Genomic DNA, 22029 nt, shown 5'->3' on the forward strand with positions numbered 1-22029 from the left:
TGGGGCCCCTAAGGGCTCCGCCCGTGGGGCGGGGGGACGGAGTCCTCCGATGACGAAGGAATGAACCACCGGGCTTGATCGAAGGTCGTGCTCGGTGCTCTAGCGCCACTTGAACAGCCGCATCGCCAACGCGAACGACACAGCGAGCCAGACGGCCATGACGAGCAGCTGACGCCCAATCTCGGCGAAGCCCGCGCCGTCGATCATGACCGCGCGGAGCGCCTCGTTCAGCGCCGAGAGCGGCAGGAGGCGAATCACGGGCTGCACCCGCCCCGGGAACCGGGCTGCCGAGAAGAACACTCCCGAGCAGAGGTACATCGGGAACGAGAGCACGTTGATGAGCCCGCTGACGATCTGCGGGTTCTCCGCGCGCGAGGCCATCGCGAGGCCCATGGTCGCGAACATCATCGCGCCGAGCAGGACCACCACGAGGAAGGCGAGCGGCGAGCCGCGTACCGTGATCGAGAAGAGCAGCCTCGCGAAGATGAGCAGGGGTGGCAGCTCGATCGCCAGCAGGACGACCCGCACGATGAGGAACGACGCGAGAAAATCGCTGCGACGCATCGGCGTCGCGACGATGCGCTTCAGCAGCTTCTTGCCGCGCATCTCGGCGAGGGAGAAGCCGATGCCCCAGAAGCCCGTCGACATGAGGCTCAGGCCGAGGAGCCCGGGCAGCAGGAAATCGATGTAGCGTGCACCCACCTCGGTGACGAGCTCGTCGCGCGAGCCGACCGCGGGGGTCGCGCCCGCGGCGCGCTGGAGCTCGCGATCAGCGAGGGCCCGCGCGAGCCTGGCCTCGGCTCGACTCTCGTCGTAGCGGTAGGTCACGGTGCCGTCCGCCTCACCGACGACGAGGACGTCCACCTTCCCGACGCGCAGGTCGTTCTCGGCGCGGGCCGCCGGCGAGACCGTGGCCACCACCTCGCGACCGCCCGCGAGCCGCTCCGCGAGCCACGCCGCGCGCGGGCCGTCGGCGATCGCGACATGCGCTGGCTCGGGGGCGCGCGCGCGGAACGCGAGGCCGAGCACGAGCGACATGATGATGGGGAACCCGTAGGTCCAGAAGAGGCCGCCCGGCTCCCTGTAGGACGCACGCATGTGCGACGTGACCATCGCGCGGATGGACCGTACGCGGCGCGCGCCGTCACTCACGGAGCTGCCTGCCGGTGAGGTCGATGAACACGTCCTCGAGGGTCGCGCGGTGGGTGCCGAGGCTCGCGACCTGTTCGGCGTACCGCTCGAAGAGGGCGAGGATCCCGGGCAGCGCGGCGTGGAGCTGCGTCACCGTGAGCGTGAGCACGCCCGCGTCTTCGCGCAGCGACACCACGCCCTCGGCCGCGCGGAGGCTCGCGCGGAGAGGGTCGCGGCCGTCGACCGCAGGGGACGGGCCCTCGTCGATGGCGACGCGGTCCTCGGTCGCGGGGCTCGCGCTCGAGGGCCGCGCCTCGAGACGCACCTCGATGACCTCTTTTGCGCCAAGCGACTCGATGAGCTCGTTGGGGGTCCCGCACGCGATGACCTTGCCGTGGTCGACGACCGCGACGCGATCGCAGAGCTTCTCCGCCTCGTCCATCGCGTGGGTGGTGAGCAGCACCGACCCGCCCCCCGCCTTGAAGGCGGTGACGACGTCCCAGAGGGCTCGGCGGGACTGGGGGTCGAGCCCCGTCGTGGGCTCGTCGAGGAAGAGCAGCGCCGGGTTCCCGACCAGCGCGCAGGCGACCGCGACGCGCTGCTTCTGCCCGCCGGAGAGGGTCTCGTAGCGGGCGTCGGCCTTCTCGGTGAGGCGCACGAGCGCCATGGTCTCGTCCACCGTACGGCCGTCGAGGAAGAACGCACGAAAGAGACCGATGGTCTCTCTCACGGTGAGCTTCTCCTGCAGGTGGGTGGTCTGGAGAGACACGCCCACGCGCTCCCGCAGCCAGGCGGCGTCCCGCTCCCAGGTCTTCCCGAAGAGCTGCACGACGCCGTCCGTGGGCTCGAGGAGCCCCTCCAGGATCTCGACCGTCGTGGTCTTCCCCGCGCCGTTCGGCCCCAGCAACCCGAAGCACTCGCCCCGCTCGACCCGCAGGTCGAGGCCGGCGACCGCGAGGGTCTCCCCGAAGACCTTCACGAGCCCCGAAGTGAGCACCGCCGGGCTGTCGGAGCGCGTGTCGGAACCAGGCTCGGGGGACGCGGACACCCCCCACCGATAGCCCACACCAGCCCGCGGCGTCCAGAGCGCCGCTCCGCTCATTTCGGGCGGCTTTTCGCCGATTTGCGTCGCCGCGCTCCTCGGCTGGCGACAGAAACTCGTCGTCGCGCCTCGCTCGGCTCGCAGCTCGGCCAAAATCCTCGGTCATCAAGGGGTTCGGCGCTTTAGGATGGCCGTATGCCTCGCCTCACCGACAACCCGAGCTACGCCGCACTTCGAGAGCACCACCGCGCCGAGGGCGCTTCGCTGGTGATGCGCGAGCTCTTCGACGCGGATCCGACGCGCTTCTCCCGCTATTCGAAGCAGGCCGCAGGCCTCCTCCTCGACTTCTCGAAGAACCGCGTGAACGACCGCACGATGGAGCGCCTCTTCGCGGTCGCGCGAGGGGCCGGCGTGGAGGACCGGCGTCGCGCGATGTTCGCTGGCGAGAAGCTGAACGTCACCGAGGGGCGCGCGGTGCTCCACGTCGCGCTCCGGCGCCGCAGCCCCGATCCCGTGCTCGTGGCGGGCCGCGACGTGATGCCCGACGTGCGCGCGGTGCTCGCGAAGATGCGCGATTTCACGTCCCGGCTCGAGTCGGGCGCGTTCGCCGGGCACACGGGCAAGAAGCTCACCCACCTCGTCAACATCGGCATCGGAGGGTCCGACCTCGGGCCCGTCATGGTGACCGAAGCGCTCCGCCCGTACGCGCGCCCCGGTGTCACCGCCCACTTCGTCTCCAACGTCGACGGCACGCACCTCGCCGAGGTTCTGCGGAAGGTCGACCCCGAGAGCACGCTGTTCATCGTCGCCTCGAAGACCTTCACCACCCAGGAGACCCTGGCGAACGCGCGGAGCGCCCGCGAGTGGCTGATCGGGCGGCTCGGCGACCCTGCCGCCGTCGCGAAGCACTTCGTCGCGCTGTCGACCAACACCGAGCAGGTGCGCGCCTTCGGCATCGACCCCGCGAACATGTTCGAGTTCTGGGACTGGGTCGGGGGTCGCTACTCGCTCTGGTCGGCGATCGGTCTGTCGATCGCCGCCACCCTCGGGATGGACCGCTTCGACGAGCTGCTCGACGGCGCGTTCGCGATGGACCGCCATTTCCAGGAGGCCCCGCTCGAGGACAACCTGCCCGTCATCCTCGCGCTGCTGGGTGTATGGTGCACGAATTTCCTCGGGGCCGAGACCCACGCCATCCTGCCGTACGACCAGTACATGCACCGCTTCCCAGCGTACTTCCAGCAGGGCGATATGGAGTCGAACGGCAAGCGCGTCGATCTCGACGGCGCGGCGGTCGACTACGCGACGGGCCCCGTTCTGTGGGGAGAGCCCGGCACGAACGGCCAGCACGCGTTCTACCAGCTCATCCACCAGGGCACGCGCCTCGTGCCGTGCGACTTCCTCGTGCCCGCGCTGAGCCAGAACCCGCTGGGCGAGCACCACGACCTCTTGCTCTCGAACTTCCTCGCCCAGACCGAGGCGCTCATGCGGGGCAAGACCGAGGCCGAGGCCCGCGCCGAGCTCGAGAAGCGAGGTCTCGGCCCCGCCGACGTCGCCCGGCTCGCGCCGCACAAGGTGTTCCCCGGCAACCGGCCCACGAACAGCCTGGTGTTCGAGCGGCTCGACCCCAAGACCCTCGGGGCGCTCATCGCGCTGTATGAGCACAAGATCTTCGTCCAGGGCGTGATCTGGAACGTGAACAGCTACGACCAGTGGGGCGTCGAGCTCGGAAAAGAGCTCGCGAGCCGCATTCTCCCGGAGCTGCGCGACCCGGCGGAGATCACCTCGCACGACAGCTCCACCAACGGCCTCCTCGCGTGGTTGAAGGCGCGCCGCGCCCGCTGAGGCGAGCCGGGGGGTCTTCGTTCTTTTTGTGGGACATTGGGCCCGTTTGGGCCTCTGCTGAACGGACGAGCTAGCGCAGCGAGCTCGCCGCGTTCTTCGCTGGGAGGGAATGACGAACATGATTCGAACCACACCCAAGGGCATGCTGACCGTGGTCTCTCTGCTGGTCGTGTGGGGCTGCACCAAGCCCGCGCCCGATCACTCAGCGGATCCGGCGCCGGCCGACACCACGCCCGCAGCCAAGGGGCCGACACCTGCGACGTCGGGCGGCGCCCCGCACGCGCCCCTCGGGGCCGCCACCCCCACGGACGAGCCGGCGGCCGCCAGCGCCGACGAGAGCCGCCCGACCGACATCGGCACGTACACCTCGGTCGTGCCCAACCCGTCGATGACCTCCAAGCTCCCCTGCCCGCCCGGCACGACGCAATCGACGGGAGACCACGTGCTCGAGTGCCGCTCGGCCGGCGCGGTCGGCAAGACGCTGTCGAAGCGCCATGGCCCGGCGATCTGGTTTCACAAGAACGGCAAGGTGCACCGCGCCGGTTCGTACGACCAGCACGAGTGGACCGGTCGCTGGTGGGAGCTCGACGACGCCGGGCGCCCCACGAGCAGCTCGGCCTACAAGAACGGCATGGAAGACGGGCTCCACGTCACCTTCCACCCCAACGGGAAGCGAGCCTCCGAGACCTTCTACAAAGAAGGCAAGATGAGCGGGCTCAGCAAGGTGTGGACCGAGGAGGGCGAGCTCATGGGCACGACCACCTACGCCGACGGCAAGGTCGTGGGCACGAAGACCTTCAAGTACAAGCTCAAGGTCGCCACCCCCGAGGAGCTGAAGAAGCTGAACGAGGACCTGCAGAAGCTCCTCGACGAGCAGAAAAAAGAGATGGACAAGCTCAAGTAGCGGCTCGGCGGCGAGGCCTCGCGGGGCCTCGCCGGGCGTCGCGGCGGCTCATCCCGCCACGCCGCGGGTCTTGTCGAGCAGGCTCGGCAGCTTGCCCTGCAGGCGCAGCTCCCACTCGCGGCTCTCGCTCACGTGCTCTCCCTCGGGGAGCAGCGCGCGGTACCGAGCGAGCTGCCGGAGCCCCCGCTCCGCGTCCGGCGCCGCCTGCGCGCCCGCGACGAGGGTGGAGAAGTACGCGTCGTCAAGCGCGAACGGATCCATCTCTTTCTCGACCAAGTTCAAGCGGATAGCCGCCTCGAAGTCGTCGGCTGCCCCCGCGAAATCCTCCAGGAGCTCCTTCGCGGTCGCGCGATCGAAGTACGGCTCGGGACCGGTCGCGCCACCCTCGAGCTCGCTCGTGGCGGCCGAGATCGCCTCGTCGTAGTCGCCCCGCTCGATGTGCCCCTTGGCGAACGACATTCCGTAGCGACCGGCCATGACAACCTCCCTGCGCGACCTTGAATCCTCGCCATGCGCGAATGTGCGCGAGCCTCACGCTGGGTGTGCGGGGGACGACGCGTACGGCGCCGCCAACCTCAGGCGAGGGCCTCGAGGAGCAGGCGCGTGCGCCCAACGATGATTTCGTCGCCGGGGACGACCAGCTCGTCACCCTTGATCTTCACGAACACCCCCGACTGCGAGCCGAGGTCGGTGAGCAGGATCGCGCCCGCCTGCTCCTCGACGAGGCAGTGCGGCTCGCCGACCAGCGGGTCGTTTGGGAACACGAAATCGCCCACCTCACGGCCGAGCTGCATGGTCGTGCCGCGCGCGAGCACGCACGCGCCTCGGCCGCCGCCCTCGAAGAGCTGCACGAGGCGGAACGACGAGGGCCACTTGGGCGACGAGTAGAAGTAGGTGGGGCCGGCCGAAGGCCCGTCGTCCGCCTGCGGGTTCATCTCGACCGTGAGCACCTGATCGCCGACGATGAACTGGTCGCCAGGCTCGAGCTCGACAGGCCGCCGAACCCGGAGGAACACGCCGTTCCCGGCCTCGAGGTCGCACAGATACACCTGCGCGCCGTCGACGCGGAGCACGGCCTCGCGCGGGTGACAGAACCTGTCGCCGTGCAGAGGGACCTCGCCGGAGCGACCCAGAACGACCTCGCGAGAGGTACCTTCGTAGACCTGGGGGCCCTGCGGAGCCCCGCGCAGCACCCGGAGCCGCACCGTCGCGCGAGCCTTCGGCGGAGCAGCGGCGCGGCGCGCCTCGGGCGGGAGCGGCGGGGCCTTCGAGGGCACGGGCGGCGCGTGCGCGGCGACCGGCGGTGGCTTTGGGGCGCCCTTCGGCTCCTTCGCGGCGAGCTTCTGAACCTCGACGACGGGGTCGTGCTCCAGCACCTCCATGCCGCCCACCGCGCGCCCCTCGATCACCGGATCGAAGGTGCCCGTGCGGAGCAGGATGGCCATTTCCATATGCTGGCCCTTCATGAGGGCGCGCACGAACGGGGCGATGTCTTCCCGGTGAACCGCGTGCGCATAGCTGCGCTTGTGGCTCTTGATGACGCGGCCGCCGTCCGCGAACAGGTGCGTGATGAGGTGCGGCTTGTCGAGGCCGGAGTCCTCCGTCTGGATGTGGAAGACGAGGCCCTTGTACTTGACGTTGTTGTTGAAGCCGACCTGCGCCCGGCGGAAGGCGGGCTTGGCGATCTCGCGCTCCAGCCGGCCGATCTCGGCGGGCGTCCACACCGCGATCGCGTCCTCCAGCGGCGCGTGATCACCCGCCTGGATGCCCTCCATGCGCTCGAACGCGAGCTTGGCGAGCGGTGAGCTCGGATCGATGCGGAGCGCCTCGGCGAGCAGCTCGTGGCTCTCCTTGTCGTTGTTCCCGGTGGCCGCGCAGGCGCTGAGGAGCGCCACCGCTTCGGGGGCTCTCCCCGCCCCAAGGAGCCACTTGGCCACCCTGGCCGCGGGCGACCGCGCGACTGCCTCGTCCATTGGGGCCAATAGAATATCAGCTGGCCCGAGTTGCAAGCGGGAACCGCTCGCCGCGCGCGATCCCGGGCTCGCGCCTCAGGCCGGCGCGTCGGGCTCCTCGGGCTTGGTCGCTCGCGCCCGGAGCCGCGCGAGCTCTTCTTTAGCACGAACCAGGTTGTAGTCGCGCTCCATGGTGTGCACGCGCGTGAGGTAGAGCCCCGTGCCCGCCATCACGATCCCCAGCGAAAACACGAGGAAACCGTAGATGGGCTTGTGCGCCACGGCGATCGCCACGCCGACCGCCAGGCCGACCAGGGGAAACCACCGGAGCCGCCGCTCTTCGACCTTGAGCGTCGCTTTGAGCGCCTCGAGACGGGCGACCTCCTCCTCGTACTTCTTCAGCAGCGAGTCATCCTTCACGCGCACCTTCCTAGCACCTCCTGCGGTAGGTTCCCTCTCCGATACGCCGCCGCGCCGAGAGGGCACCGTGCCGGCCTGGTCTCGCCCGGTCTCGCCCGCGCCTGCGAGGCGCGCGGCCTGCGCGCGATCACTCCTCCTCCGTCCGCGCGGGCGAGTACAGCGACACGCCGCGCACATTCTCGAGCACCGTGAGCGGGTGGCGAAGCGACGGGAACGCCCGCTGCTCGCAGCCGGTGCGCTCGCACAGCCGGCAGGTCACCCCAACCGGGACGCAGGTGTCCGGGTTGGCGAGATCGATTCCGTCGGAATAAACGAGCTCTTTCGCGTAGTTAAGCCTGCATCCGAGGCCGATCGCCTGCACCGGCTTTTGCGCGTGGTACCCGCCCGAGTCCTTCTGGATCGTGCGCGCCAGACAGAAGTAGGCCTCGCCGTCGGGCATGCGCGACATTTGAATGCGGATCATGCCCGGCGTGAGGAACGCGCTGAAGATGTTCCAGCGCGGGCACGCCCCCGAGAAGCGCGCGAAGCGGATGCCCGAGGCGCTGAAGCGCTTCGAGATGTTCCCCGCGACGTCGATGCGGATCATGTGGAACGGCACGCCCTCCGAGCCGGGCCGCCGGAGGGTCGTCAGGCGGTGGCACACCTGCTCGAAGCCCACCTTGAAGCGGCGCCCGATGACGTCGAGGTCGTAGCGCTCCTCGCGGCACGCGGAGATGAACGGCTCGTACGGCATCAGCACGGCGCCGGCGAAGTAGTTCGCGAGCGACACCCGCGCGAGCGCCCGTGACTCGGCGGTGGTGAGCCGCGGATCGTTCGAGAGTCGATCGAGCGCCGCGCGCTGCGTGAGCAGGCCGATCTGGTGGGCCACTTGGAAGGTGCGCGTGCGCGTGGGCAGGAGCTCGGAGAGCACGAGCCGCTTCTGGGCGGCGTCGAAGCGTCGCAAGATGCCCCGCTCCGAGCCCGAACGCGCGATCTCCACGGCGACGCCGTGCTCGCGCTCCAGGTAACGGAGCAGGCCCGGATAGAGCTCCTCGGTGCGGAGGCCCGCGTCGCGCCAGAGCTGCTCCGCGCTCGCCTCGAGCTCGGGCACGAAGTTCCACATGCGCTGGACGAAGTCGGAGACCTCCTCGGTCGGCAGGTGCGAGCGGTCCACGAGCCCGAGGTCCTCGCCGCCGACGAGCCGGCTCGAGAGGTCGTCGGTCGTGGCACGCGAGGCCTGGTAGGCCCGGTAGAGCGAGAGTACGGCGCGCGACGCCGCGGGGCTCGCCGCCGCCATCTCGCGCACGTCGACGGACGTGAGATCCTCGTCTTCGAAGAGCGGATCGGCGAACGCCTCGGTGAGGTCGGCCACCAAGCGCGCGTCCTCGTCGGTCGCGAACGCGTGGAGGTCGAGCTCGAAGAGCTGCGCCAGCTTGATGAGCAGCGGCGCGGGCAGCGGCCTGCGGTTGTTCTCGATGAGGTTCAGGTAGCTCGCCGACACGCCAAGCCGCTCGGCGAGCGCCGCCTGGCTGAGCCCCTTCTGACGGCGCATCGACCGCACCTTCGCGCCGAGGCGCCGCGCGCTCTCCGGCGCGCCTTCGCCTTCACTCCCAGAGGCGGCCGGCGCCGCCCGAGCCCTTGACTTGTCGCGTCACTTTCGCCGCCATGCCCTCGTCTCCCTCACCAGTTCGGCCGAACAGCCGCGCCGCGTCGTGACAACAATTACATCATTACAAGTCGACATTCACAAAACATTACCCACTTTTCCCGAAATTATCGGGACTTCATTGACAAGTGACACGACTGGGCACATTGTCAACGGCGTTCGAGGCGACCGTGACGCGGGCGCCCACAGACCTGCCAGGAGACCATATGACCTCTTCGAGCGAAGCATCGGCCAGCGTGCCCGGCGTCGTCGTGCGCGCCGGAGCCGGCTCCCCGTCTTTGGCGGAGCAGCACGTCCTCACGCCCGCGGCGCTCGCGTTCGTGGCCGACCTCGCGCGGACGTTCGGCCCGCGCATTCGCGAGATCCTCGCCGCCCGCGTCGCCCGGCGCGCGCGCATGGAGGCAGGCGCGACGTTCGACTTTCTCCCAGAGAGCGCGGGGATCCGCGCGGCCGACTGGACCGTCGCGCCGCTCCCGCCGGATCTCCTCGACCGGCGCGTCGAGATCACCGGCCCCGTCGACCGCAAGATGATCATCAACGCGCTGAACTCGGGCGCGCGGGTCTTCATGGCCGATTTCGAGGACGCGACCTGCCCCACCTGGGAGAACCAGATCGAGGGCCAGCAGAACCTCTTCGACGCGGTGCGCCGCACGATCTCGCTCGAGACGCCAGAAGGGCAAGACGTACCGCCTGAACGCGCAGATCGCGACGCTGCTGGTCAGGCCGCGCGGCTTTCACCTCGACGAGAAGCACGTCACGGTGGACGGCCGCCCGGTGCCGGCGGCGCTCTTCGACTTCGGGCTCTTCTTCTTCCACAACGCGCGGGAGCTCCTCGCGCGGGGCACGGGCCCGTACTTCTACCTGCCGAAGCTCGAGGGGCACCTCGAGGCCCGTGTGTGGAACGACGTGTTCGTGCACGCGCAGCGCGCCCTGGGACTGCCGGTGGGCACCATCAAGGCCACCGTCCTCATCGAGACCCTCCCGGCCGCGTTCGAGATGGACGAGATCCTCTACGAGCTGCGCGAGCACTCGGCCGGCCTCAACTGCGGGCGCTGGGACTACATCTTCTCCTTCATCAAGAAGCGCGCGCAGGACCCCGCCGCGCTCGTGCCCGACCGCGCCCAGCTCACGATGGACAAGGGGTTCCTGCGGGCCTACTCCGAGCTCCTCATCCAGACCTGCCACCGGCGCGGCGTGCACGCGATGGGCGGCATGGCCGCGCAGATCCCCATCAAGGACGACGACGCGGCGAACGAGGCGGCCTTCGCGAAGGTGCGCGCCGACAAGCTCCGCGAGGTCACCGACGGCCACGACGGCACCTGGGTCGCGCACCCGGCGCTCGTCCCGGTCGCGCTCGAAGTCTTCGACGCGCACATGCCCGGAAGGAACCAGCTCGACAAGAAGCGTGAGGACGTCGCCGTCAGCGCCGACGACCTGCTCGCGATCCCGCCGGGCACCCGCACCGAAGCCGGCCTCCGCCACAACGTCCGCGTGGGTGTACAATACATCGAAGCGTGGCTGCGCGGCCAAGGCTGCGTACCGCTCTACAACCTCATGGAAGACGCGGCGACGGCCGAGATCTCCCGGGCGCAGGTCTGGCAGGAGATCCGCCACGAGGCCAAGCTCGACGACGGCACCGTGGTCACGCGCGCGCGCCTCGCCACGATCCTCGACGAGGAGCTCGCGCGAGTGGCGACCGAGGTCGGCGCCGAGCGCTTCGGGTCCGGCAAGTTCGCCGAGGCCCGCGCGCTGTTCGAGAAGCTGTCGACCGAGCCCAGTTTCGAAGAGTTTCTCACCCTCTCTGCCTACGACCACGTGCTCGCGCACGGCGGCTGACCGCCACGGATCCCTCTGTCACCGCGTCGCCCAAAGCTCGCGACGCACTGCTTGTAACGAACTGTCACTCAAGGAGATTTTCATGTCCTCGACCCCGTCCGACCTCCTCGCCAAGCGCTTCGAAGGCATCGTCCGCCCCTACACCCCGGCCGACGTCCAGAAGCTGCGCGGCTCGGTCAAGATCGAGCACACGCTCGCCCGGCTGGGCGCCACGCGGCTCTGGCAGCTGCTCCACGAGACGCCCTACGTGGCGGCGCTCGGGGCGCTCACGGGCAACATGGCGGTGCAGCACGTGCGCGCGGGCCTCCAAGCCATCTACCTCTCCGGGTGGCAGGTCGCGGCCGACGCCAACACCTCCGGGCAGATGTACCCCGATCAGAGCCTCTACCCCGTCGACAGCGTGCCGGCCGTGGTGAAGAAGCTGAACCTCGCGCTCCAGCGCGCCGACCAGATCGAGCACGCCGAGGGCAAGCGCCTGCACGACTGGTTCGTGCCGATCATGGCGGACGCCGAGGCCGGCTTCGGCGGCCCGCTGAACGCCTTCGAGCTCATGAAGGCCATGATCGAGGCCGGCGCGGCGGGCGTGCACTTCGAGGACCAGCTCGCCAGCGAGAAGAAGTGCGGGCACATGGGCGGCAAGGTGCTCGTGCCCACGAGCCAGTTCATCCGCACCCTCGTCGCCGCGCGCCTCGCCGCCGACGTGATGGACGTGCCGACCCTCCTCGTGGCCCGCACCGACGCCGACAGCGCCAAGCTCCTCACGAGCGACGTGGACGAGCGCGACCACCCCTTCATCCAGAAGGGCGAGCGAACGGCCGAGGGCTTCTACAAGATCAAGAGCGGCGTCGAGACCGCGATCGCCCGCGGCCTCGCGTACGCCCCGTACGCGGACCTCGTGTGGTGCGAGACCTCGACCCCCGACCTCGCGCAGGCCAAGCAGTTCGCCGAAGGCATCCACGCCAAGTTCCCCGGCAAGCTCCTCGCGTACAACTGCTCGCCGTCGTTCAACTGGAAGAAGAACCTGGACGACGCGACCATCGCGAAGTTCCAGGCCGAGCTCGGCGCCATGGGCTACAAGTTCCAGTTCGTCACGCTCGCGGGCTTCCACGCGCTGAACCACGGCATCTTCACGCTCGCCAAGGACTACAAGGCGCGCGGCATGGCGGCCTACAGCGAGTTCCAGACGCGCGAGTTCGCGTCCGAGAAGGACGGCTACACCGCGACGCGCCACCAGCGCGAGGTCGGCACCGGCTACTTCGATCAGGTCGCCGAGGTCATCTCGGGCGGCAAGGCCTCGACCCTCGCGCTCGAGGACTCGACCGAGGCTCATCAGTTCTAGAGCCCGCGGGGGTCAACGCTCGCACGCGCTCGAGTCGGCGGGACGTGACCTAGGTCATGACCGCCGACTCAAGCGCTGCGAACGACGCCCCTCCCGAGGCCGCGCGCCCAGCTCGATGCGCGGGCTCGGGGCGGTTTGGAGGCGTTCTGGCCGCGCTCGCACTGGTTTTTTGCTCGCGTCGTAGCCCCGATTCACGTAGCTTTTCTGCCGAACCATGTCCGACCGGAAGCGCGATCAGAGCGACACCTTGAAAATGGGCGCAGAGGTCCCGCGCGCCAAGGTGAAGCCTGCGCTCCCGAGCCTCGAGCTGGACGACGAGGTCACGGTCGCCGGGGCCGACGCGGCGCGTACGTTCGCGATCCCGCCCAACACGACGGCGCCCCCTGCCGCCCCGTCGGGAGGGACGCTCGGCCCGCAGTCGCTCCCACCAGAGAGCATCCGCAGCGACGACATCGAGTTCCACGTCATCCGTGATCACCACGTCACGAACGGCCCGCGCCGTACCTGGCGGGCCATCGAGGTGTGGACGCGCCACAACGTGTACGGCATCGACTCGCAGATGACCTGCTTCGAGATCATCGACCGCGCCACCGGCAAGCCGGACGACGCGCACGCGATGCTCGGCGCACGGCTCGGCGGCGGTCGCGTCCGTGAGAGCGACTTCGTTCGCTACTCGTACCCGCTCCCCATCCCGGGCATGGCGGCCATGTTCACCCAGGGGCGAAAGCACGGGTACACCTCCACGGTCGACCGGGTCGTGGTGCGAGTTCGCGTGCTGCAGGCGCGACCCGACGACGCGCTCCCCACCTGGGACGAGATCGCCAGCCGGTGGGAGCCCACGAAGCGGTGACGCCCGCGCGGGCCCGCGCGGGTGGGCCGCAGCCTCGGGTCGCCCGCCCGGCCGCATGGAGCATCACCGTGGCCGCCTGCGCGCTCCTAGGGGCGTGCACGCGCGTCGACGAGCCCAGCCACCCGAACGACGCATTCGCATCCGCACCGCCACCGAAGGCTCCGAGCGCGTCGGCGCCCGCGTCGAGCCCTGCGCCCGCCCCCAAGCCGCCGCCCGCGCCGCCTCTCCCCTCCACCAAGACGGGCAAGGTCTCATGGAGCCAGGCGCCCTCGGGCGACGTCGCGCCGCTCGTGCGGGCCTTTGGTGAGGCCGCGCGCGGCGCCGGCAGGACCCCACTCGTGTACGTGGGGGCCCCGTGGTGCGAGCCTTGCCAGCGGTTCCACAAAGCCGCAGAGGCGGGCGAGCTCGATCGCCGCTTCGGCGATCTCGCGATCCTCGAGTTCAACCTCGATGTCGACGCGGATCGCCTCCGCGCCGCGGGCTACACCGCCGACCTCATCCCGCTCCTCGCGGTCCCCGCGGCCGACGGCCGGAGCACCGACAAGAAGATGTTCGGCTCGGTGAAAGGGGCCGGCGCGGTCGCGAACATGACACCGCGCCTCGCGGCGCTTCTCGAGCGATAGAGGCCCCGCGGCGCCCGAGATCGCGCCGCGCGAGCTGCGCGACACGCCCGAGTGTCGTTCCTGTGAACTTCGTGCTTGTCACCTGGGCTCACTGCCCGTATTGGGACCGCCGCCGTGCGAACCATCGACGGCGCCCCGCGCAGCCCGCGCGAGCCCCTTTTGTCTCAACCTTTCAGGAGCTTACTATGGCCCATGGTCGTCACATCAAGGTCCTCGGTCGCGGCTCCGCTGCGCTGATGGGGAATGCCGCCAACGTCGAGGCCATGCTGCGCTCGCTCATCGACATCCTCGGCATGCGCATCCTCGACAAGCCGCACATGTACGAGGTGGAGACCGAGATCGCGAAGCTCGGCGTGGAGCCCTTCGAGGACGAGGGGGGCGTCACGGGCGTCTGCGTGCTCTCCACGTCCCACTGCTCGATCCACACGTGGCCGCTGCGGCCGTTCTTCGTCATGGACGTCTACTCCTGCCGCGACTTCGACGGCGTAGAGGTCGAGCGGCACCTCCGCGCGGCGCTCGGCGCCTACGATCTCCAGGTCACCGACGTGTCGGCAGCGCTCGAGTACAAGTTCGAGAGCACGCCGCCGCGTCCCGAGCTCCACGCGTAGAGCTTCAAGGCTCCTTGGCCTCTGCGGCGAGGAACTTCGCGGCCGCCTCGGGATCGGCGAACCGGACGGCGAGGCGGTAGCGCCAGGGCTCGGCCGAGCCCCGCGACGACGTCTCCACCCGGAGCACGGTCGCCCGCAGCTCCGCCGGTGGGGCCCCGGGAGCGTGGAGGCGCAGCGTGAGCTCCGCGCCCACCTCGAAGTGACTCGGCGTCGCGATCTTCATTCCGCCCGTGCTGGCGTCGCGCGAGACGCCGAAGCGGTCGCGCTTCCCGTCGCCCACGATTTCTACGGCGACGTAGGTGGCAAAGCGCTCCTCGACGCGACGTTCGGCGTGCTCGTTCGGGTCGCTCATGACGCCCTCTCGAGGCCGAAGGCGCAGAGCCCGCGGGCGCGGAGCGCCGTACGAAGCGACGGCGCGAGCGCAGGCTGGCCGAGGAGCGACGCGAGCAGCTCGGCCGCCCAGTCGTCGAGCATCTTGCCGCTCCACCCGCTCGGGTCCTCGGCGACCACCGACAGCTCGCCGCGCACGATGGCGCGCCACGCCGCGAGCTCCTTCGCGAGGCGTGGTCGGAGCACACCGTCCTCCCCCACGAGCGCGGCGTCAATGAGCCGGGCCCGCACCCCCTCCCCGGCCACGCCGCCCGCGAGCAGGGCGCGGACGTCGCCCTCGTGGGCTCCTGCCACCTCCGCCATCGCCTCGACGAGGCCGTGCAGGTACGGATCGTGGGGCGGGCTCGGCGGGCGCGGGCGCGCTCGTCGCTCGGCGCGCAGGCAGGGCGGGCGCGCGGCGGGCTCGGCGACCGCCGGAGCGGGCGCAGGCGCGGGAGCGACGATCTCAGGCGCGGCGTCGCGCGGCGCGTGGACGGGCTCGAGGCGGAGCGCGGGCTCGGCGTGGGTCGTCGCGGCCACACGGTCGTTGTCGCAGGGGAACTCTGGGCAGGGGCGCACGATCTTCTCCATCTCTTTTCCGCGGCTCATTTCCGCCTCGCGCGTCGCGTGCCCGTGAGCCGCGACCCGAGCGCCGCCGGGGCGCCCCCCCGACAGAGCCACAGGCGCGACCCGTGGGGCAAGAAATCGGGCACTCCCCGCGCAGGATCGACGCCCGCGCTCGGGATTTGACTTTCCGTCGCGCGGCCCTCGCGTTACTCGAAGAGGCCAGAACCACAGGAGCATCCAGGTGAAGAACGCTTACGTCTCCGGCACCGGCATGTACGTACCCCCGCGGGTCGTCACGAACGACGATCTTCGCACCCAGTACGGCATCGACACGACCCACGAGTGGATCCTCCAGCGCACGGGCATCGAGGAGCGCCGGTACGCCGACGAGGGGATCGGCTCCTCCGACCTCGCGGTGCCCGCCGCCGAGATGGCGATCAAAAACGCCGGGCTCGAGAAGGAGGACATCGACATGATCCTCTTCGCGACGCTCTCGCCGGAGCACCAGTTCCCGGGCTCGGGCGTGTACCTCCAGAAGAAGATGGGCTTCTGCGAGGGCCCGAAGGCGAAGTTCGTCCCCGCGATGGACATCCGTAACCAGTGCTCGGGCTTCCTCTACGGCCTCGCGACCGCCAGCGGCATGGTGCGTTCGGGCGCGGCCAAGCACGTGCTCGTGGTCGGCTCCGAGACCCACTCGGCGGCCCTCGATTTCAGCACTCGCGGGCGAGCGGTGACGTCTCTCTTCGGCGACGCCGCGGGGGCCGCGGTGGTGAGCGCGACCGACGAAGACCGCGGTATCCGCCACTACAAGCTCGGCGCCGACGGCCGCTACGCCGACACGCTCGCGCTCCGCGTCTTCGACATCCGCAAGCGCCCCTTCATCCCCGTCAACGAAGAGGGCAACGGCGTCGTCGACCCGTTCATGCTCTGGCCCCAAATGGAGGGCAAGGTCGTCTTCAAGAACGCCGTCGAGCGCATGATCGGCGGCCTCATGGAGGTCTGCACCGAGTCGGGCATCGTCGGCAGTGACATCGACTTTTTCCTCTTTCACCAGGCGAACCTGCGCATCAATCAGTACGTGCAGCAGACCCTCGGCATCCCCGACGAGAAGGTCATCCACAACATCCAGCGCTTCGGGAACACCACCGCCGCGACGATCCCGCTGCTCATGCACGAGGCCCTCGAGGCCGGCCGCCTCAAGCGCGGCATGAAGGTCGCCGCGGTGGCGTTCGGCTCCGGGTTCACCTGGGGCGCGATGATCATCGACTGGTGACCCGCGCTGCGCGAGGCCACGGGGGCGAGCGTGTCCCCGCGGCCAGCGCAACGCTGGCAACACGAGCGCGCAGCCGCGGCAGCGGGGCGCGCCTCGTTGACGACCTACTCGGTCTTGGGCAGCTCGTCGGGCCCCGCGGCCTTCGCCTGGGCGGCCTTGGGCAGGATCAAGTGCAGCAGCGACGGCAGGAAGAGCATCGCCATCACGATGCACGCGACCTCGCCAGCCACAGCGAGGTAGCCGAACGACTGGAGCGCCTGGTTGTCCGAGACGACGAGCGAGCCGTAGCCGACGATGGTCGTGTAGCTGCACAGCACCACGGCGCCGCCGGAGCGCTGCACCGCCCGGCGCACGTCTCCGCCGAGTAGACGCGTGCGGTCGAAGATGTTGAACGGGTACTCGCAGCCGATCCCAAAAGTGATGGGCAGCGCGACGAAGTTCAAGAAGTTCAGCTTCACGCCGAGGTGCGCCGCGACGCCGAGCGTGCACACGACGCCCATGAGCAGCGCGAGCAAGACGGCGAGCCCTCCACGGAGCTGATGGGTCGCGAGCAACACGACCACGATGACCGCGAGGAACGAGGCGACCGTCGCGAGCGGGCCGTCGTGCTCGAGCGACCGGATCATCTCGGCGTAGATGGTGGGGCGCGACGCGGTCTGCACGACCGTTCCGTCGTCGAGCCGTACGTTGTCGGAGGCCGCGGCGATCCTGAGCACGGTGTGGCCGTCGCTCCACGAGGTGTTCGGCTTGTACTGGACGTAGAAGAGCGTCCCGACCTTCCCGTTCCACTCCTCGAAGCGGCGGCGAATGAGCGGCGGCACGTCCTTCGGGCCCACAAGCGCGAGGTCCTCCGGCGGCATCATGTCGACGACCCGCTTGCGCTCGTCGGCCGAGAGCCCCTCGAGCACCTTGGGCGTGAGGCGTTCGCGCATCTGCGCGAGGATCTCGAGCTTCTCGTTCTGCTCGGCGTCGGTGCCGGGGAGAAAATCGTTGATGGTCACGATCTTGTCGATGAGCGCGCCCTTCTTGTCGGCGGCGTCGTTCGCCAGGATCTTCGCCTTCACGAGCGGCACCTGCTCGGGGGTGTCGGCCATGATGCGCGCGCCCGAGATGTCGGTCTTGCCCTGGAAGACGCGATCGGCCTTCGTGCTCCACTCGCCGGCGCCTCCTCCACCTGCGGCCTTCGACCCGCGCGATCCGAGGTTGTGGAAGTTGTACTCCCACGGATCGCGCAGGAACGCGGGCAGGCTCCAGGCGGCCGCGACCGTGATCCCAACGAACAACAACACCAATACTTTCGGAATCTTGCCCGTGATCCACGCGAGGGCACGGACCACCACCCCCGCCGGCTTCTGGGGCAGCGCCGCGACCTCTTCGGCGGTGAGCGACTCCGCGAGGGGCGCCGCCAGGAAACGTGGGTGGACCTTCTCGATGAGGACGATCATCGCGGGCACGAGCGGAATGATCGACGCCCACACAAGGAACATGCCGAGGATGCCGATCGTGCCGAACTGGCTGAACCCGCGGAACGCGGTGATGGTGAGGGAGCCGTAGGCGATGCCGGCCACGCTCGCGCCCACGAGCTCGGCGCGGAACGCGTTCTTGACGGCCTCGAGGCGCGCCACGCGCGGAGGCATGCGCGCCTTGAACTCGCGATACCGCGCCAAGAGCACGATGGGGTAGTTGATGCCGTTGCCGATGATGATCGCGCCGAGGAACGCGCCCGCCGTGTTCACGTAGCCGAAATGGAAGGTCGCGAACGCGTACGCCGCGCCGATGCCGACCGCGACCGGCAGGAGCACGACAAGCAGCGACACGATCGAGCGAAAATAGATGACGATCCCGAGCGCGACGCACACGATCGCGAGGATGGTGGCCCACAGCGCCTCGTCGACGATCGACTCCTTCTCGGCCTTGGCGTTCGGGATGTCGCCGGCGAACCCGACGAGCATGGTCGGATCGTAGCGGTGCGCCGTCGCGTCGCGCTTGCGGAGCTCCTCGACGAGGTGCTGCATCTGCACCGTGAAGGCGTCGCCGCTGGTCTCGCCCATGCCCTGCGCGCTGGTGATGATGCGCAGCACGAGGGTCTTGCCGTCGGCGCTCGCGAAGTAGCCGGTGGGGAAGTCGTCGTGCTTGTCGGCGGCCTTGTCCCACTTCTCTTTGTAGGCATCGAGCCCGAGCGCAGGCTTCTTCTTCTCCGGGCCCCCGTCTGCCGCCGCCGCAGCGGGAGCGCCGGCGTCGGAGGCAGCGACGGGCGCGCTCGCCGCGGTCGCGCCGGGCGCCTTCTTCTTTGCCGGCGCGGAGGGCTTGGGCGCCGGCGCGGAGGCGTCTTCGGCGGGCGCGTCCTCGGACTCGAGGTCGGACACGAGACCGCTCTGGATCGCGATCTGCGAGTCGAGCGTGGAGTCCGCGTCCTCGAGGTCCTTCTTCGACGCGAAGAGCCATTTGTGGCTGCGGTAGAAGGTCTGCACCTCCTTGGTGCCGTTCTCGAAGTACTGCACGAGGTTCACGCCGCACGCGCGAACGCAGCCCTCGGCGCCTGCGCAGGCGTCGGTGCAGGCCTTGTGCTTCTTCACCTGCGCCGAGAGCTCGACCGAGAGGTCATCGATGAAGCGCTGGTTGGCGGCTCGATCCGGCGACTCGACGACGACGATGAACGACGCGCCGCCGCCTACGCGGCCGAGCTGGTGCTCGTAGGCCTTGAGCCCGGGGCTGTCCTTCGGGAGCAGCTCGGTGAAGTCGGAGCGCACCTGGAGCGAGCTCTTCGCGTAGGCGAGGCACCCCACCGCAAACGCGAGGCCGATGAGCAGCACCACCGCCCAGCGCCTCTCCGCGAAGGCGACCAGGCGCTCCAGTGCACGTTTGAGGAGGTCTCCCATCGAGCCACGTCGCAGCACACGCCGTACCACGGTCCGCCCATGGGGACGCCGGCGCGAAGCACCTGATACGTCATGGGTCGCGAGCGAGTCAACGTGACATCGGCGTCGTGGGGACCGTGACTCGCGAGGCGATGGTGCCTCACGGCCCCCGAGTCTCTCACGTGCCTTTTGTCATCGAGCAGGCGGCGCAGGCGCGGGCGGACACGCGTCCCGCTTGCGGCGTGGCAGCGGCGGACGCGCCCGCCGGAGCGCGCCGCGAACGACGAGGCGCTTGACCGCTTCGAGGCCGTCGAAGCGGAGGCCGAAGCCCACGCCCCCGCGGTCCTCGCGGCGGCGCCCGCGCACGAGCCGCACGATCGTCGCCTGCGCGTCGACCCACAGGCCGAGATCGCCGGTCTGAAACGAGACGGTGAGGGTGTCGCCCACGACAAGGCCGGCGTCGGACTCGATGAACATGCCGGCCTCCGAGAGGTCGGTCGTCTGCTCTGGGAAGACCTGGCGGTCCGAGTGGCGAATGAGCTGGCAAGGGATCGACTTGAGCTTCCGGTTCGCGCGGCGTCGGTTCTGGGCGTGCGGCATGGGAGGGCCTCCGTTCTTTGATGGATCGTAGGCAGCCGCGATCGCGCGGGCCAAGTTCTGTCGCCCCGCGCGGCCGAGCCGAAGCTCCTTGGGCTTTTCAGGACGGGCGGGAGGCCGTAAGACTGAGTGCGTGACCCGCCGCCCCTCCACACGCCCTCGCCTCTTCACCCTCCTCGTCGCGCTCGGCCCCGCGCTCGTGGTGCTGGGGAGCGCGGCGTGCGGCCCCAAGGACCGCGCGGGGCTTCCGGAGGCCGTGCCCGGCTCGAGCTCCGCGATCCCCGTGGCGACCCCGCGCGACGCCGAGGCCTCCGACGCCACGGTCGACGGCGTGGCCCCCCAGCCCGACGCCGCGAGCGACGCCCCGGCGGACACCGCGAGAGACGCAGACGCGGACGCGGGGACCTGCCTCCCGGGCGCGACGCTCGCGATGGACGCCGCCTTCGGTGGCTCGCTCGCCGTGCGGGGCACGGTCACGCTCCCAGCGCCGCTGCCGAGCGGCCGCACCTTCGTGCTCAGCATCGGGCTGCAGTCGGGCGACACACGCACCCAGACCTTCTTCACCGCCACGGCCACCGACCGCTTCACGTTCCGCATCGCAGGCCTCGCGGCGGGCTTGTATGTCGTGCGCGCGCAGGTCGACGTGGGCGGGAACGGGTCGGTCAGCGACCCCGGGGACTACGACGGGTACTACGACGGCACGGCCGTGGGCCCCATTCAGGTCCGCGCCGACGCCAAGCCGGTCTTCCTCGTGGGGGCGTGCCTGGACAACGTCAACTTCGGCCCTGGCGTGAAGCTCTAGCCGCCGCCGCACAGCGACTCCTTGCCTTTCTCCTAAGGAGTCGAAAAGATTCGTCCGTGCTCCGCCTTCGCGCATCCCGTTCGCCCTCGACCTCCCCGCGCCCGCGGCGCGCCGCGCGCGCCCTCGCCGTCGCACGCGCCATCGGAGCCCTCTCCATGCTCGGCGCGCTCGCGGGCGCCATCACGGCGCTCGCCGTCGCGTGCGGGGGCGGAGACACGCCCAGCGCCGACGCGGCCGCCTCCGGTCAGAGCGCGGAGGCGCTGTTCCGCGCGGTCGAGCCCAGCCTCGTGAACCGCTGCGGGGCGAAAGACGGCGTGTGCCACGTGAACGGCGTCTACAACGGCGCCCCCAAGTGGCTCGCAGAGCCCGACAGGTACGCATCGATCAAGGGCTTCCGCGGCATCCTCCCGCTCACGCGGGACGTGGACGACAGCACGCTGCTCACGCAGGCCGCGCACGACGGACCGAGCCTCGCGGCGACGCCGGACCTCAAGGCGAAGGTTCGCGAGTGGCTCCAGGCCGAGCTGGGCCCGGGCAAACTGCCCGCTACGGCCCCGTTCGTCGTGCAGGCAGGCGCCAACGTGATCGACCTCAAGGACGTCGATCCGGCCCTCGCGGGCTCCACGCTCGAGTTCGTCGCCGACGTGAAGGGCGCCATTCTCACCTTGACCACGCTGAGGCTCCACGCCGCGACGCGGGTGAACGTGTCGGTCGAGGCGCCCTTCTTCGTACAGATGCCGAGAGACGCGCGCGTGAAGATCGACCCGAAGAACGCGGGCTTCGAGGGCAAGCTCGACGTGCCCGCGGGTGTCCGGCGGACGTTCTTCGGCGGCGAGCTCGTGCTGGTCAACTTCAACCAAGACACGCGCCTCAAGCTCGCGTTCACCAAGGTCTCGACCACGCCGGGCAAGGGGCCGGCCCGTGACTGCACGGCGTTCGATCTCTTCCAGTCTTCCGCCATCCCGGCCATGAAGACGTTCCTCGACACCGTGCCCGATCCTCAGTTCGACGCGGGCGTACCGGACGGCGGCACCCCGACCGCGGCCTGCGTGAGCTGCCACGGCGGTGGCGAAGACCAGGCCGACGCGGCGGCGCCGGGATCGCTCGAGTTCGTGGCGACCCAAGCGCTCGATCTGCGCAGGCTCGACTCCGATCCGCGCGCCGCGTGCGCGCAAGCGAAGCAGTGGATCGACTTCGCCGACAAAGAGAAGAGCCTGCTCCTGACGAACCCTCAGGGCAAGGGCAACGAGCTTCACCCGCTGAAGGGCGTGCCCTCGAGCCACCCCGTGGTCGAGGGCATCCGCAAGTGGGTCGCGGCCGAACAGAACTAACGCCGCCGACGAGTGCGGCCCCGATGCGCGCTCGTAA

General features: G+C 69.8%; 19 protein-coding genes and 1 pseudogene. 10 read left to right on the forward strand and 10 right to left on the reverse strand.

Going from position 1 to position 22029, the window contains the following annotated elements; genetic code table 11:
• Positions 1-99 precede the first annotated feature (99 nt).
• Positions 100-1098, reverse strand: coding sequence for an ABC transporter permease (locus tag IPQ09_06340; protein ID MBL0193835.1), 999 nt, complete (start codon positions 1096-1098; stop codon positions 100-102).
• Positions 1099-1144: 46 nt separating this feature from the next.
• Positions 1145-2233, reverse strand: a complete 1089-nt coding sequence (locus IPQ09_06345; protein MBL0193836.1) for an ABC transporter ATP-binding protein — start codon at positions 2231-2233, stop codon at positions 1145-1147.
• A 135-nt stretch (positions 2234-2368) separates the two neighbouring features.
• Here IPQ09_06345 and pgi point away from each other — a divergent pair, with 135 nt between their 5' ends.
• Positions 2369-4018: a glucose-6-phosphate isomerase gene (gene pgi, locus IPQ09_06350; GenBank protein MBL0193837.1), complete on the forward strand. Its 1650-nt coding sequence runs from the start codon at positions 2369-2371 to the stop codon at positions 4016-4018.
• A gap of 118 nt (positions 4019-4136) precedes the next feature.
• A complete protein-coding gene (locus tag IPQ09_06355) occupies positions 4137-4922 on the forward strand; it encodes a hypothetical protein (GenBank protein MBL0193838.1) in 786 nt (261 codons plus the stop codon).
• A gap of 48 nt (positions 4923-4970) precedes the next feature.
• Here the strand turns inward: IPQ09_06355 and IPQ09_06360 are convergent, their stop codons facing one another.
• From IPQ09_06360 to IPQ09_06375, 4 genes are all read right to left on the reverse strand, one after another.
• The gene (locus IPQ09_06360) at positions 4971-5399 is read right to left on the reverse strand and encodes a hypothetical protein (GenBank protein MBL0193839.1); all 429 of its coding nucleotides are present in this window, start codon (positions 5397-5399) and stop codon (positions 4971-4973) included.
• Between the two features lie 98 nt (positions 5400-5497).
• Positions 5498-6895: an FHA domain-containing protein gene (locus IPQ09_06365; GenBank protein ID MBL0193840.1), complete on the reverse strand. Its 1398-nt coding sequence runs from the start codon at positions 6893-6895 to the stop codon at positions 5498-5500.
• Positions 6896-6970: 75 nt separating this feature from the next.
• A complete protein-coding gene (locus IPQ09_06370) occupies positions 6971-7294 on the reverse strand; it encodes a hypothetical protein (protein MBL0193841.1) in 324 nt (107 codons plus the stop codon).
• A 127-nt stretch (positions 7295-7421) separates the two neighbouring features.
• The gene (locus IPQ09_06375; GenBank protein ID MBL0193842.1) at positions 7422-8825 is read right to left on the reverse strand and encodes a DUF2083 domain-containing protein; all 1404 of its coding nucleotides are present in this window, start codon (positions 8823-8825) and stop codon (positions 7422-7424) included.
• Positions 8826-9145: 320 nt separating this feature from the next.
• Between IPQ09_06375 and aceB the strand changes: the two are divergent.
• The 5 genes and pseudogenes from aceB to IPQ09_06400 all read left to right on the forward strand — a co-directional run bounded on the left by aceB (position 9146) and on the right by IPQ09_06400 (position 14195).
• A pseudogene (gene aceB / locus IPQ09_06380) lies at positions 9146-10775 on the forward strand (malate synthase A).
• 82 nt (positions 10776-10857) lie between these two features.
• Complete coding sequence (gene aceA, locus IPQ09_06385) at positions 10858-12114, forward strand: isocitrate lyase (GenBank protein ID MBL0193843.1); 1257 nt, start codon at positions 10858-10860, stop codon at positions 12112-12114.
• Positions 12115-12328: 214 nt separating this feature from the next.
• A complete protein-coding gene (locus IPQ09_06390) occupies positions 12329-12964 on the forward strand; it encodes a hypothetical protein (protein ID MBL0193844.1) in 636 nt (211 codons plus the stop codon).
• The gene (locus IPQ09_06395; protein MBL0193845.1) at positions 12943-13587 is read left to right on the forward strand and encodes a hypothetical protein; all 645 of its coding nucleotides are present in this window, start codon (positions 12943-12945) and stop codon (positions 13585-13587) included. The genes IPQ09_06390 and IPQ09_06395 overlap by 22 nt, the downstream gene beginning before the upstream one ends.
• Positions 13588-13772: 185 nt before the next feature.
• The gene (locus IPQ09_06400) at positions 13773-14195 is read left to right on the forward strand and encodes an S-adenosylmethionine decarboxylase (protein ID MBL0193846.1); all 423 of its coding nucleotides are present in this window, start codon (positions 13773-13775) and stop codon (positions 14193-14195) included.
• A 4-nt stretch (positions 14196-14199) separates the two neighbouring features.
• Here IPQ09_06400 and IPQ09_06405 read toward each other — a convergent pair whose 3' ends face one another.
• Both IPQ09_06405 and IPQ09_06410 read right to left on the reverse strand, forming a co-directional pair.
• Positions 14200-14547: a PilZ domain-containing protein gene (locus tag IPQ09_06405; GenBank protein ID MBL0193847.1), complete on the reverse strand. Its 348-nt coding sequence runs from the start codon at positions 14545-14547 to the stop codon at positions 14200-14202.
• The gene (locus tag IPQ09_06410; GenBank protein MBL0193848.1) at positions 14544-15173 is read right to left on the reverse strand and encodes a hypothetical protein; all 630 of its coding nucleotides are present in this window, start codon (positions 15171-15173) and stop codon (positions 14544-14546) included. Before IPQ09_06410 ends, IPQ09_06405 begins: the two co-directional genes overlap by 4 nt.
• Before the next feature lie 199 nt (positions 15174-15372).
• Here IPQ09_06410 and IPQ09_06415 point away from each other — a divergent pair, with 199 nt between their 5' ends.
• Positions 15373-16404 carry a ketoacyl-ACP synthase III gene (locus IPQ09_06415; GenBank protein MBL0193849.1) on the forward strand — a complete coding sequence of 344 codons (1032 nt, stop codon included), beginning with the start codon at positions 15373-15375 and terminating at the stop codon, positions 16402-16404.
• Between the two features lie 104 nt (positions 16405-16508).
• Here IPQ09_06415 and IPQ09_06420 read toward each other — a convergent pair whose 3' ends face one another.
• Together IPQ09_06420 and IPQ09_06425 are read right to left on the reverse strand one after the other, a co-directional pair.
• Positions 16509-19283 (reverse strand): MMPL family transporter, encoded by a 2775-nt coding sequence (locus tag IPQ09_06420; GenBank protein ID MBL0193850.1) that lies wholly within the window; start codon positions 19281-19283, stop codon positions 16509-16511.
• A 171-nt stretch (positions 19284-19454) separates the two neighbouring features.
• Positions 19455-19862, reverse strand: coding sequence for a PilZ domain-containing protein (locus tag IPQ09_06425; GenBank protein ID MBL0193851.1), 408 nt, complete (start codon positions 19860-19862; stop codon positions 19455-19457).
• A 130-nt stretch (positions 19863-19992) separates the two neighbouring features.
• Between IPQ09_06425 and IPQ09_06430 the strand changes: the two genes are divergently transcribed.
• Positions 19993-20661 (forward strand): hypothetical protein, encoded by a 669-nt coding sequence (locus IPQ09_06430; protein ID MBL0193852.1) that lies wholly within the window; start codon positions 19993-19995, stop codon positions 20659-20661.
• A gap of 155 nt (positions 20662-20816) precedes the next feature.
• Complete coding sequence (locus tag IPQ09_06435; GenBank protein MBL0193853.1) at positions 20817-21992, forward strand: hypothetical protein; 1176 nt, start codon at positions 20817-20819, stop codon at positions 21990-21992.
• Positions 21993-22029 lie beyond the last annotated feature (37 nt).

Source organism: Myxococcales bacterium (assembly GCA_016720545.1).
Lineage (GTDB): Bacteria > Myxococcota_A > Polyangia > Polyangiales > Polyangiaceae > JAAFHV01.